The following is a 12,472-nucleotide window of genomic DNA, read 5'->3' as shown; positions in this document are numbered from 1 at the left end:
GGACTAGGTGGCGAACAGCCGTGCCTCTGCGCGTTCATGACGGCCCGACATGATGTCGGCCATCGGAACGCACCCGCCGAGATCGGCGAGCTCACGGTGCAGCGCCGCCCCCGCCACCTCCTCGATGACGGGTGCGATCCCGCGCAGCACCACCTGCGCCTTGCGGTGGTCCGTGAGCCGCAGCCGCAGCGCGGCCCCGGTGAAACTGGCCGCGTAGGCGAACAGATCGCTCACGACGGCCTGTTCGGCCGGGACGCCGGCGGCCGCGTACGCGACCCCGGCGGCCACGGCCTGCGAGCCGGGGGCCCGCTTGGCGGCCACGAGCTCCGCGTACCGCTCCAGGGGCTCCCCGCCGACGCACTCGCGGGCCATGTCCAGCAGCTGGCGGCCGGTACGGGTGGCGGCGCGGCGCAGCCCCTCGTTCAGCTTGGCCGCGTTCAGCCGCCGGTCGGTCTCGGCCAGGGCCTCCCAGTCACCGGCCAGCGCGGCCCGGTGGGCCAGCGCCAGCGCGGTGGCGTCGGAGGGCCCCACCGAATGCCGCAGCAGGTCGGCCAGCAGCCCCGGTACGCCCTCCGGGGTCACGGCCTTGGCCTGGGCGTAGCCCTCCAGGCCGTGGGAGAGGGTGTAGAAGCCGCTGGGGAAGGCCGAGTCGGTGAGCTGGAGGCTGACCAGCAGGGCCCGCACCGGCGTCCCGGCCGCGGGGTTCACGGCCTCATCGGCTGCGCTCATGCCAGGTAGAACAGGTGGTTCAGGGGCAGTTCGCGGGCCGGCTCGATGGTGGCCGGCACCCCGTCGAGGGTGACCTTGTAGGTCTCCGGGTCGACGGCGATGACCGGGAGGGCGTCGTTGCGGACCATGTGCTGCTTGCCGACGGTGCGGCAGTGCCGCACCGGCAGGACCCTGCTGTCCAGGCCCAGCTTCTCCGGAACGCCGAGTTCGATCGCGGCCTGCGACATGAAGGAGACCCGGGTGGCCTGCTTGGCCTTGCCGTACGCGCCGAACATCGGCCGGTAGTAGACCGGTTGCGGGGTCGGCAGCGAGGCGTTCGGGTCGCCCATCAGCGCCCAGTTGATCAGCCCGCCCTTGATGACCATCTTCGGCTTGGCGGCGAAGGAGCCGATGGGCCACAGCACGATGTCGGCGAGCTTGCCCGCCTCCAGGGAGCCGATGTGCTCGGCGGTGCCCGTGGCGATCGCCGGGTTGATGGTGATCTTGGCGAGGTAGCGCAGGGCGCGGAAGTTGTCGTTGCGCTCGGTGTCGCCGTCGAGCTTGCCGCGCTGGTCCTTGCAGTGGTGCGCGGTCTGGAAGGCGCGGGTCCAGGACTCGCCGATGCGGCCCATGGCCTGGGAGTCGGAGGAGAAGATCGAGATGACCCCCTCGTCGTGCAGCACGGTTTCGGCGGCGATCGTCTCGGCGCGCACGCGCGAGTCCGCGAAGGAGACGTCCTCCGGGATGTCGTGCGACAGGTGGTGACAGACCATCACCATGTCGAGGAGCTCGTCGACCGAGTTCACCGTGTACGGCAGGGTCGGGTTCGTGGAGGACGGCAGGACGTTGGGCTCGCCGGCCACCCGCATGATGTCGGGGGCGTGGCCGCCGCCCGCGCCCTCGGTGTGGAAGGTGTGGATGGTGCGCCCGTCGATGGCCGAGCGGGTGTCCTCGAAGAAGCCGGACTCGTTCAGGGTGTCCGTGTGCACCGCGACCTGGACGTCGTAGGCGTCGGCCACGTCCAGGGCCCGGCTCAGCGCGGCCGGGGTGGTGCCCCAGTCCTCGTGGACCTTCAGGCCGCAGACGCCGGCCTCGACCTGCTCGATCAGCGCTTCCGGCAGCGAGCCGTTGCCCTTGCCCAGCAGGCCGACGTTGACCGGCAGGTCCTCGGACGCCTGGTACATGCGGCCGATGTTCCACGGACCCGGGGTGCAGGTGGTGCCGTTGGTGCCGTCGGAGGGGCCGGTGCCCCCGCCGATCAGGGTGGTGATGCCGTTGGACAGGCCGTGCTCGGCCTGCTGCGGGGAGATGAAGTGGATGTGGCTGTCGATGCCGCCGGCCGTGGCGATCATGTGCTCGCCGGAGATGACCTCGGTGCCCGGGCCGATGACCAGCTTGGGGTGGACGCCGGACTGGGTGTGCGGGTTGCCGGACTTGCCGAGACCCGCGATGAACCCGTCCTTGATGCCCAGGTCGCCCTTGACGACGCCGAGGATCGCGTCCATGACGACGACGTTGGTGATGACCAGGTCGAGGGCCCCCTGCAGGTTGGTGGCCTGCGGGTCCTGCCCCATGCCGTCGCGGATGCCCTTGCCGCCGCCGTAGACGGCCTCGTCGCCGTAGTGGCCCTCGTTGTGGTCCTTCTCGACCTCGATGACCAGGTTGGTGTCCGCCAGGTGGAAGCGGTCGCCGACGGTCGGCCCGAACAGGTCGGTGTACTGCTTGCGGCTCAGGACAGCCATCGCTACTTGTCGCCCTTCTTGGAGGTCTTGGCCTTCTTGGCGGCCGCGGTCTTGGCGGGTGCCTTGGCGGCGGGCTTCGCCGCGGGCTTGGCCGGGGTCTTCGAGGCCGGCTTCGCCGCGGCCTTCGTGCCCTTCGCGCCCTTCGCGACCTGCATGGCCGGCGAGGCGGCCTGTGCGTCCGCGGCCTGCTGGGCCGACTCCGCCCGGGCCCCCAGGAATCCGAGCTCGACGGCCCGGTTCATCGCGCGGACGCGGGTGTCGGTGGAGCCGAGACCGCCGTTGGTCAGCGAGCTGAAGCCGATCAGCCGGCCGTGGCCGCTGTACGCGGTGAGTTCGACCTCGCGGGTGTCGCCCGGCTCGAAGCGGACGCCGGTGCCCGCGGGGAGGTCGAGGTGCATGCCGTAGGCGGCGTTGCGGTCGAAGTCGAGGGCTCGGTTGACCTCGAAGAAGTGGTAGTGCGAGCCGACCTGGACCGCGCGGTCACCGGTGTTCGACACGGTGACCTTGGCCTTGCGGCGGCCGGCGTTGATCTCTACGGAGCCTTCGCCGTAGAGGTATGAGACGCCACCGGACATGGTGGTACTTCCCTTCCTTCGGATCAGTGGGGGGAATGGCCGTGCGGGTGACCGTGACCGTGACCCCGGCCGTCCGCGCGGCGGTGGCTCTCGCCGTCAGCGCGGGTGTGCGCGTGCGTGTGGTGCGCGTCCGGGTCCGGGTCCGTGTGGGTGTGGTCTTGCTCGTGGTCGCCGCCCGGGCCGTGGGAGTGCGCGTACCCGTGCCCGTGCTCGGCGTCCAGCCCCTCGGCCACACCGTCGTGCCCGTGGGCCAGCCGGTGCAGCGCCTCCTGCGTGCGGGCCCGTACGACCTGGGCGATCGCCGCGTCGGAGAGCAGTGGACCCGTGTCCAGGACCCCGGCCGGAAGCTCGGCCGGCGGGGCGAACGCGGCCCGGACCACGGCGACATGACCGGCGCCGAGACGGCGGCAGCGCTCCGCCCCCTCCGCCAGGTCGGGATCGCCGCCGTCGAAGGCGACCTCGACCCAGCGGTGGTGCCCGTACTGGCGCACCAGCCGGGCCACCCGGAACAGATCGGCGTCCTCGAAGGGACCCGCGACCGGTGCCGTGACCAGCACGGCGGAGGTGTCGGGAGCCTCGCGCACCCCCTTGAGGGCGGCGGTACGGAGCCACGCGGTGAGGTGGTCCACCGTGGCGAAGGGCGGCGCCAGTACGAGCCGCCCGGGTCCCTCCTCCCGGCTCAGCCAGCGCAGCGCGCGGGCGCAGTCGGCGATCAGCCCGGGGTCGCGCCCCAGGGTCATCGGGACCACGCACACCGGCTCGGGCGAGGCGGCGAGCGCCGCGCGCACCGCTTCGGACAGCGGTCGGCCGGGGTGTACGCCACCTGCCGCGGCGCCGCCCTCGTGACCGCCGGCCAGGATGACCAAGGCCGCCGATTCCGTTGCACGGCTGGGCCGTTCGGGTGCGATGGCCGCCACCGCTCAGGCGCCGACGGGGTCGTGGCAGGAGACGAGCTTGGTGCCGTCCACGAAGGCGGCCTCGACCTGGAGCAGCGGGAGCATCTCCCGTACGCCCTTCATGACATCGGCGGCGGAGACGATCTGCTTGCCGAGTTCCATGCACTCGGCGACGGTCCTGCCGTCGCGCGCTCCTTCGAGGATGCCCTCGCTGATCAGGGCACAGGCCTCGCTGTAGTTGAGCTTGACGCCCCGGTCCCGCCGCTTGCGGGCCAGGTCGGCCACGACGTAGATCCAGAGCTTGTCCATCTCACGGGGAGCGAGATTCATCGGTCACTCACTTTCGGCTCTCAAGATGGTTCAGGTACCGCTGGTGCTGCGCATGTGGTGCTGGTGTTGCCGCGACGGCCTCGGCCGGGGCGGGGTCAGGTCCGCCGCAGCCGGGGGATCTGGGGCACGGCGGCGACGAAGACGACCGTGGTCAGGACGAACGGCCAGGTGAAGGTGTGGCCGCCGAACGGGTCGAAGAAGGCGGTCATCGCGGCCGTGAGCCCGGTCGCGGCGGCGGCGCCGAGTACGGCGAACCCGAAGCTCCAGTTGGAGGGCACGAGGAAGACACCGCACAGGGCCATCGCGACGAGCACGCTGCTGTAGCCCATGAGCCCCTGCGAGACGGCTTCGGACGGTGAACCCATCGCCCAGGCAACGAAGATGGCCGTGACACTGCCGACGCAGGCCATGACCCCGGCGACCCGGCTGGCCACGAAGATGCCGGCGAGGAAGATCAGGCCGACGTACCACTGCGGCATGAAGAAGATCTGGCCGACGTTGGCGAAGAAGGCACGCCAGAGCTGGCCCCAGTCGAGCGAGGTGGTTCCGCCCGCCGCCGCGGGCAGCGCCGCCAGATCGGGGCCGGTGTGCCACACCCGGGAGAAGCTCGGTGCGGCGATGGTCATGACGCTCGCGATGATGCAGAACGGCGCCGTGAACGTGGGGATGTTCCAGGTATCGAGGACAGTGGCCAGCGCCGAGGTGACGACCACCACGGTGATGCTGCCGCCGATCGCGAGCAGCAGGGTGGACAGGTGGTCCCACCCGAGGAAGACGGCGAACCCGAGCGAGACGAGGGTGCCGTTGAAGCCGCGCAGTCCCGCCGAGACGATCTCGCGGTCGATGCCGAACGCGTAGGCGGTGGCGGTCCCGACGACAGCGCCGAGGAGGCCGTAGAGGGCGTACTGCCAGCCGGCGGCGGCGAGGGCGGCGAGGAAGAAGATGCCCGTGATCGCGTTCGGCATGAAGTCGACCTGGGCGACGCCGCGCAGGACTTCCTGGATGAAGCTCGCGGGTTGAGCGGGAACCGGGCGTGCGGGCTCCGTTGCCAAGGCCTGCATTTCCTTCTCCAATGTGCAAAAAGAGAGGGCCCTGAAGGGCCCGTGAATCTGCGGTGCGTTGACGAAGACAGTAGCGGTGAATCGGACCAATTCCGCCTGGGTATGGGCGTGTCGGGGCAAGCCGGAGAATGCGGCACGGTTGTCGTAAGTGTGTTCGTCATTCCCGTTCCGGAGAAAGGGAAGAGGATCGGAATATCGGATATCGAATGGCGGGGGAGGGGGCGTCGGCCGAGCCCGGAAGGGTCATCGAAGCCACCGCGATGGCGCGCCGCGGCGCCCTGACCCACCGTGGTGGTGTCCCTTGGCAGGGTGCGAATCCTTGCGGGTGCCAGGTGGTGGGCCCAGCTGTCGCCGGCCGCCGGCGCCGCCGTCATGGCGGCCGGGATCATCTCGGCCGGGCTGCACCTGATCGGCCGGGACGCGCTGTCGATCGGCGCGCTGGTCGTCTGCGCCGCGCTGTGGCTCGTCCTCGCCGCCGACTTCGCCGCCCGGCTCATGGGCGACCGCCGGCGGTTCTGCGCCGAGGCCGACACCCCGGCGGCGCTCACCGCCGTGGCCGCCACGGCCGTGCTCGGCAACCGGCTCTCCCTCCTCGGGTGGCAGTCCCTGGCCCTCGGGCTGCTGGCGCTGGCCGCCGCGCTCTGGCCGGGGCTGCTGGTCGCCGTACTGCGGCACTGGGGCTACCGGATGCCCGGTGCGGCCTTCCTCGTCTGCGTGGCCACCCAGGGGCTCGCCGTCCTGGCGGGCACCCTGGCCGCCCCCACCGGCCACGACTGGCTCGGCCGGGCCGCGCTGGCCGCCTTCTGCCTGGGACTGCTGCTCTACGTCGAGGCGCTCGCACGCTTCGACTTCCGCCAGGTGGTCTCGGGCGCGGGCGACCACTGGGTGGCCGGCGGGGCGCTCTCCATCACAGCCCTGGCCGGATCCGGGCTCACGGCGTCACCGCTGTGGACGGGATGGGTGCACGCGGGGCTGCGCACCGTCACCCTGGTGACCCTCGGCCTCTCCCTGGCCTGGTACGCCGTGCTGTTCGCCGCCGAAGCGGTCCGGCCGCGCCCCCGCTACGACGTCCGGCGCTGGGCGAGCGTCTTCCCGCTCGGCATGACGGCGACCGCCTGCCTCGCGGCGGCCGTCCCGACCGGCGTGGAGTGGCTGAGGCCCCTCGGTACGGTGCTGCTCTGGGTGGCGGTCGGGGCATGGGTCCTGACCTTCGCGGCGTTCCTCGTGGAACACGGGCGGACCCGTCCGCGGAACTGAGCGAGTGGGCGGCGGCATTCGGCTGTGTTCCCGACGGGGCGGGGCAGGGCAGGGCGGGGCGGACGAGGGGAGGGGGCGCGGGGTGGGACCGGATCGAAATACCGGATCGCAGCGACACCACCGGCACGTCGGTCTGGAATATCCGCTCTGGAAGCGCCACTCCGGAATCGCGACCTGGAAAAGCCACCCCGAAAACGGCGCCATGGTAGCGCCGGCCTGGAAACTCCTGCCGCCGAAACGCCGCCACCCGGAATTCCGCCGCGCACGGCCGGAAAGGGCGTGCGGGCAGGTGAGGCGCGCGTGGCCCAACTCGCCCCCAGCGGAGTTTGTTTGCCGAGCCCGACGCCCCCGGCGGCCTCCGTGCCCCGGAGGCGAGTTCCGGTCCTACGGTCGCCGCCCGGCGCCGTCCCACCGGGGGGCGAGGGCTACGCAGCCCAGTAGACCCGCGGCCAAGGCCAGTGCCCACACCGCTCCGTGACGGAGCGTCAGCAAACCGCCGGCGAGGGCTCCGAGGAGCAGGGCCACGACCGTCACCAGGCGGCGGAGCGGTCCCGGCCCCCACGGGTCGGCCGCCAGGCCGGTCAGGGCCCTGGTGACGACGGTGGTGGTGAGATCGGGGACGGCGAGCCGGTGCACGACCGCGTTCTGCAGACCCATGCCGAGGGCGAGCAGGGCGATGACGGCCGGCGGCCCCGCGCCGAGCGCGGTCAGGGCGAGCGCCCCGCCCACCAGGACGGTCTGCACCGCCACCAGCGGCGCGAACATCACGGCCGCCCCGGTGGTCCGCCGCAGCCGCCCGGCGGCCGCCGCTCCGGCCAGGAACGCGCCGACGGCGAGGAGCGAGTCCGGGGCGGACAGGGAGCGGTCCCCGGCGATCGCGAAGCCGAGGAAGACCACGTTGCCCGTCATATTGGCCACGAAGACGTGGCCGAGGCCCAGGTAGCTGACCGCGTCGACCACTCCGCTGACGAAGGTGAGGGCGATCAGCAGCGGGGGCAGCACCCCGTGGGGTGACTCGGCGCCCTCCGCCTCCGGCGGGAACAGCCGCGCCGCCAGGGGGTGCAGGATCCCGCGTCGCCGGGGCGGGGTGGAGGCCATGGAGTACCTCCGGTCATCGCGCGGGCCGGTCCGGCGACCGGCGGAAGCGGAGGGGACTCGTCCCCGGAAATGCTAGCGATGCCGGGCGCACGGGCGCAGGAGCGACCCGCGGGGTTGCGGCGGGCCCACGGCGCTTCCCTCCGGGGCCGGAGGGGCGTCGCGGGTAGGGTCGCGACATGGCTTACACATTCCAGGTCACGGTGGACTCCGCCACACCGCACGCCCTCGCCGACTGGTGGGCCGATGCCCTCGGGTGGGAAGTCGAGCCCCGCAACGAGGAGTTCATCCGCGAGATGATCGCCGCCGGGCGGGCGACCGAGGAGGACACCACCACGCACCGTGGCGTCCTCGTCTGGAAGGCCGGCCAGGGGATCCGCCACCCCGAGGGCCTCGAGCGGGCGCCCCGCATCCTCTTCCAGTTCATCGAGGAGCCCAAGACCGTCAAGAACCGCGTGCACCTCGACGTCCGCACCGGTGAGGATGACCCGCGGGCCCTGGTCGAACGCCTCCTCGCCAAGGGGGCCGAGCACCTGCACGAGGGCAACCAGGGCCCCTCCACCTGGACCACCCTCGCCGACCCCGAGGGAAACGAGCTGTGCGTCTCCCACTGAGCCGCACCCAGGCGGCCTAGGCTGGGCCCGTGAACGTCATCCTCTTCGGTGCGACCGGCATGATCGGCCGGGGCGTGCTCCGCGAGTGCCTGCGCGACGAGTCCGTCGACGGCGTGCTCGCCGTCGGCCGCAGTCCCCTCGCCGTCTCCCACCCCAAATTGAGCCAGCTCGTCCGGGCCGATCCGACCGACCTGTCGCTGCCCGGCGGGCCGGACCTCGCCTCGTACGACGCGTGCTTCTTCTGCCTCGGCATCTCCTCCTTCCGCATGAAGGAGGAGGAGTACTGGCGGATCACCCACGACCTGACGCTCGCCGCCGCCCGCCCCCTCGCCGCCGCCAACCCGCGGCTGACCTTCGCCTACGTGTCCGGCGAGGGCACCGACAGCACCGAGAGCGGCCGCTCCATGTGGGCCCGGGTCAAGGGGAAGACCGAGAACGACCTGCTGAAGCTCCCCTTCGAGGCGTACATGTTCCGGCCCGGGATCGTGCAGCCGGACCGCGGCATTCCCTCCAAGACCCCGCTCTACCGCGCCGGGTACGCCGTCACCGCGCCGCTCTTCCCGCTCCTGCGGCGCTTCGCACCCGACCTGGTGACCACCACCGGGGCCCTGGGCCGCGCCATGATCGCCGTCGCCGCGGCCGGGCCCGGCGACGCGGACACCCAGCGGATCCTGCGCCCCCGAGACATCAACCGGCTGGGAGGCGAAGGCCCGCACAGGGCGAAGGACCTGCGGTAACGAGTCGATATTCGGTTTCGGCCAGGGCCTCCCGCACCCGAGAATGAGGCATCTCGAACCGGGAGGAACCCCATGAGCCAGGACCGCCTGACTCTGCACGACCTGATGCCCGCGCAGGCGCTGACCGAGGCCATCGACGCCGGACACGTGGCCCGCAAGGCCCACCCCGAGCTGCCGCTGTCCCTCTACAGCTACACCCGGACCGCCCAGTACGAGCAGGTCTGGAACCAGGTCACCACGCGCTGCCGCGGACTCGTCGCCGACGACGTCACCAGCGAGGTCGTCGCGCTGCCGCTGCCCAAGTTCTTCAACGTCGGCGAGCACGAGGCGGGCCGGCCGTACGCGCCGGCCCTGCCGCAGGACGAGCCGTTCGAGGTGTACGACAAGGTCGACGGCAGTCTCGGGGTGCTGTTCCACTACGCCGGGAAGTGGCGGGCCGCCTCCAGGGGTTCCTTCACCAGCACGCAGGCCGTCTGGGCGCAGCGCCGCCTCGACGGACGCGACACCTCCGCGCTGGTCCCCGGCACCACCTACCTCGCGGAGATCGTGTACCCGCAGAACCGCATCGTCGTGGACTACGGGAACCGCCGCGACCTGGTCCTGCTCGCCGCCTACGGAGCGGGCGGCGCCGAGGTGCCGCTCGCCGAAGCCGCCGGCCACTGGGAGGGCATCGGCTCCGTGGTCAAGGTGTGGCCCGCCATGCCGCTGGGCGAACTGCTCGAACTGACCGGTTCCAGCACCCTGCCGGGCGGCGCTCCCTCGACCGGTACCGACGCGGAGGGCTACGTCCTGCGCTTCGCCTCGGGCGTCCGGGCCAAGGCCAAGATCGCCGAGTACGTACGCCTCCACAAGGTGCTCACCGGAGCGACCGAGCGGGACATCTGGCGCGGACACGGCATCCAGCGGTTCGCCGGCCTGCCCCTCAAGCAGCTCGCCCAGGGCCTGAACTGCACCGTCGCCGACATCGAGGCCTCGGGCGGCAAGCCGCTCGACGCCCTGCTGGAGCAGGTGCCGGACGAGTTCGACCACTGGGTGCGGTCGGTGATCGAACGACTGGAGGCCGAGGCCGCGCTCCGCGAGCGCGCCATCGACGAGGCGTACGCCTCGCTGGCCCATCTCGCGGCCGACCGGGGCGCGTTCGCGCGCGCCGCCAAGACGACGATCCGCGACAGCGGGATCCGCGGCGCGCTGTTCCAGCGCCTCGACGGCAGGACGACCGAGCTCATCACCTGGCGGCAGGTGCGGCCCGAGGCCTCCGACCCCTTCACGAACGACGAGGAGAACTGAACCCGTGGCCGACGTATCGGAAACCGAGACCCCCGCGCCCCCGGCAGCGTCCCCGGCGCCCCCCGCGCTCCCGGTGGTCCACATCATGACCGGGTTGCCGGCCTCCGGGAAGACCACCGCCGCGCGCGCCCTCCAGGCGGAGTCCGGCGGCCGGATGCGGCGCGTCAACCTCGACGACCTGCGGGCCATGCTCGACGTGCCGGACCCGGAGCGCGGGCGCTCGTACAAACACGAGCAGACCGTGCTGGACATCCAGGACGCGGCCGTCAGCGCGGCCGTCGAGGGCGGTTTCGACGTGGTCGTCGACAACACCCACCTGACCTCGCACATCCCCAAGCGGCTGAAGGCGGCCGTCGCGGGACGGGCCACCTTCGTGGTGCACGACTTCACCGACGTGCCCGTGGAGGAGTGCCTGCGGCGCGACGCCGCGCGCGAGCGCCAGGTCGGCGAGGAGATCATCCGGATACTCGCGGAGAAGCACGCGAAGGCGAAGAAGGGCGGCTGGCGGCTGACCGCGGAGTGGCTGGACGACCAGCCGGACGTGTCCCCGTACGTCCCCGACCCGGCGCTGCCCACGGCGGTCATGTGCGATATCGACGGCACGCTCGCGATGACCGGAGACCGCAATCCGTACGACTTCTCGCGCTGCGGCCTCGACACGCTGAACACCCCCGTGCGCGACGCGCTGGACTCCTTCCGGCGCGCCGACGGCGACACCGTCGTGCTGCTGTCCGGGCGGGGCGAGGAGCACCGGGAGCCGACCGAGGCCTGGCTGCGGGAGCACGAAGTCCCGTACGACGAACTGTGGATGCGGGCGGCGGGCGACACGCGCCGCGACGACATCGTCAAGGCGGAGCTGTTCAACGCGCACGTGCGCGAGCGGTACGCGGTCCGGGTCTCCCTGGACGACCGGGACCGCGTGGTGGCCATCTGGCGCCGGATGGGTCTGGCGACCTGGCAGGTCAACTACGGCGACTTCTAGAAGGTCGCGCGCGGCGGCTTCCGGCCGGCTCGCCATACTGGAGCCGTGGACGAGCCGAACGTACTGATCGTGGACGGTGCCAACGTCGTCGGGTCCGTGCCGGACGGCTGGTGGCGCGACCGGCGCGGCGCCGCCGAGCGGCTGCGCGACCGGCTGGCCCTGCGCGACGGGGGAGAGGAGATCGTCCTCGTCCTCGAAGGCGCGGCCCGCGGCGTCGCCTCGGTGCCCGGCGTACGGGTGGACGAGGCCCCGGGCAGCGGCGACGACCGCATCGTGGAGCTGGTGGCCGCCCGCGCGCGGAGCGGCGGCTGCGTCGTGGTCACGGCGGACCGGGAACTGCGGGAACGGGTACGGGCGTACGGTGCGCGGTGCGTGGGACCGCGGACCGTACGCCCGGAAGCGTAGGAGCCGGCCGCCGGGTCACGGCGGCGGGGCGACTACGAGCGGCAGTACTCGACCTCGCCGAGGTTCTTGACGTAGCGGGCGGCGACCCAGTTGTCGTCGCGGTCCTTGGCGGCCGCGGACTTCGCCGACTTGGGCGTCATCGCGCCCTTGCGGTCCTCGTCCAGGGACTGACGCTCGTCCCGCTCCTCGAGCAGGTACCAGATGTTGTTCCCGTCGACCCGCTCGCCGCGGGTCTTGCACTCGATGGCGAGCTTCTCGTGCGGGTGCACCCGGCCCACCTTGTGGGAGTGGGTGGTCGGACGGCTGCGGACGGTCAGCGGGCCGCGCGAGATGACGACGCCGCGGGCGTGCTTGCGGTAGCCGTCCTCGTCGTCCCGGCCGAAGCCGTCCTCGTCGTCCTCGGCGGGGGAGGCGGTCAGGACCGGGCCGCGCGGCGCCGAGTGATCGGCCGCGACGGCCGTGCCCGCACCGACCAGGCCGAGCACCAGGCTTCCGGCGGTGAGGGCGAGGATGGTCCTGGTGGGCTTCAGCATGAGCCGGCTCCTCCGAGAAAAGCGTCTGCCCGGCCGCGTCGCGCGACACGGGGCGGCAACCAGACGGTTGCCACGGACGACTATGGCGACGGCGGGCCGTGACATCCCGTTGACGCACCGTGACGTCGCCCGATATGCCCAATATGCGGAGTGTGGTCGGGAGACCACGGCGATCGCTCCCCAGCCCCGGCCCCAGCCCCGGCCCCAGCCCCGGCCCCAGCCCCAGCCCCAGCCCCACCCCTCGCCCCCG

Annotated in this window: 14 protein-coding genes; 6 read left to right on the top strand and 8 right to left on the bottom strand. The window is 72.3% G+C overall.

The genetic code is table 11. From position 1 onward, the window contains the following. Positions 1–3: 3 nt before the first annotated feature. The 6 genes from OG730_RS03510 to OG730_RS03485 all read right to left on the bottom strand — a co-directional run bounded on the left by OG730_RS03510 (position 4) and on the right by OG730_RS03485 (position 5,312). Positions 4–729, bottom strand: a complete 726-nt coding sequence (locus OG730_RS03510; RefSeq protein ID WP_327302750.1) for an urease accessory protein UreF — start codon at positions 727–729, stop codon at positions 4–6. Continuing rightward, complete coding sequence (gene ureC / locus OG730_RS03505; protein ID WP_327302749.1) at positions 726–2,450, bottom strand: urease subunit alpha; 1,725 nt, start codon at positions 2,448–2,450, stop codon at positions 726–728. The genes OG730_RS03510 and ureC overlap by 4 nt, the downstream gene beginning before the upstream one ends. A 2-nt stretch (positions 2,451–2,452) precedes the next feature. Next, entirely contained in the window at positions 2,453–3,025 is a 573-nt protein-coding gene (locus tag OG730_RS03500; protein ID WP_327302748.1) for an urease subunit beta, read from the bottom strand. Positions 3,026–3,048: 23 nt separating this feature from the next. Continuing rightward, positions 3,049–3,891, bottom strand: coding sequence for a sirohydrochlorin chelatase (locus OG730_RS03495; protein WP_327302747.1), 843 nt, complete (start codon positions 3,889–3,891; stop codon positions 3,049–3,051). 54 nt (positions 3,892–3,945) lie between these two features. Beyond that, positions 3,946–4,251, bottom strand: a complete 306-nt coding sequence (locus OG730_RS03490) for an urease subunit gamma (RefSeq protein ID WP_243332378.1) — start codon at positions 4,249–4,251, stop codon at positions 3,946–3,948. Between the two features lie 95 nt (positions 4,252–4,346). Beyond that, entirely contained in the window at positions 4,347–5,312 is a 966-nt protein-coding gene (locus OG730_RS03485; protein ID WP_442814814.1) for an urea transporter, read from the bottom strand. A 309-nt stretch (positions 5,313–5,621) separates the two neighbouring features. Here OG730_RS03485 and OG730_RS03480 point away from each other — a divergent pair, with 309 nt between their 5' ends. Continuing rightward, positions 5,622–6,569, top strand: coding sequence for a tellurite resistance/C4-dicarboxylate transporter family protein (locus OG730_RS03480; protein ID WP_327302745.1), 948 nt, complete (start codon positions 5,622–5,624; stop codon positions 6,567–6,569). A gap of 384 nt (positions 6,570–6,953) precedes the next feature. Here OG730_RS03480 and OG730_RS03475 read toward each other — a convergent pair whose 3' ends face one another. Then, positions 6,954–7,667: a YoaK family protein gene (locus tag OG730_RS03475; protein ID WP_327302744.1), complete on the bottom strand. Its 714-nt coding sequence runs from the start codon at positions 7,665–7,667 to the stop codon at positions 6,954–6,956. A 176-nt stretch (positions 7,668–7,843) separates the two neighbouring features. On the opposite strand from OG730_RS03475, the gene OG730_RS03470 reads away from it, so the two are divergent. The 5 genes from OG730_RS03470 to OG730_RS03450 all read left to right on the top strand — a co-directional run bounded on the left by OG730_RS03470 (position 7,844) and on the right by OG730_RS03450 (position 11,689). After that, complete coding sequence (locus tag OG730_RS03470) at positions 7,844–8,278, top strand: VOC family protein (protein ID WP_327302743.1); 435 nt, start codon at positions 7,844–7,846, stop codon at positions 8,276–8,278. Positions 8,279–8,307: 29 nt separating this feature from the next. Further along, positions 8,308–9,015 (top strand): Rossmann-fold NAD(P)-binding domain-containing protein, encoded by a 708-nt coding sequence (locus OG730_RS03465; protein WP_327302742.1) that lies wholly within the window; start codon positions 8,308–8,310, stop codon positions 9,013–9,015. 72 nt (positions 9,016–9,087) lie between these two features. Then, positions 9,088–10,302, top strand: coding sequence for an RNA ligase (locus OG730_RS03460; RefSeq protein ID WP_327302741.1), 1,215 nt, complete (start codon positions 9,088–9,090; stop codon positions 10,300–10,302). Positions 10,303–10,306: 4 nt separating this feature from the next. Further along, positions 10,307–11,284 (top strand): phosphatase domain-containing protein, encoded by a 978-nt coding sequence (locus tag OG730_RS03455; RefSeq protein ID WP_327302740.1) that lies wholly within the window; start codon positions 10,307–10,309, stop codon positions 11,282–11,284. 45 nt (positions 11,285–11,329) lie between these two features. Further along, positions 11,330–11,689, top strand: a complete 360-nt coding sequence (locus OG730_RS03450) for a PIN domain-containing protein (protein ID WP_327302739.1) — start codon at positions 11,330–11,332, stop codon at positions 11,687–11,689. A gap of 32 nt (positions 11,690–11,721) precedes the next feature. Here the strand turns inward: OG730_RS03450 and OG730_RS03445 are convergent, their stop codons facing one another. After that, the gene (locus OG730_RS03445) at positions 11,722–12,222 is read right to left on the bottom strand and encodes a hypothetical protein (protein WP_327302738.1); all 501 of its coding nucleotides are present in this window, start codon (positions 12,220–12,222) and stop codon (positions 11,722–11,724) included. Positions 12,223–12,472: the final 250 nt, after the last annotated feature.

The organism is Streptomyces sp. NBC_01298, from assembly GCF_035978755.1.
Taxonomy (GTDB): domain Bacteria; phylum Actinomycetota; class Actinomycetes; order Streptomycetales; family Streptomycetaceae; genus Streptomyces.
This window is presented reverse-complemented; position numbering and strand designations above follow the sequence as displayed.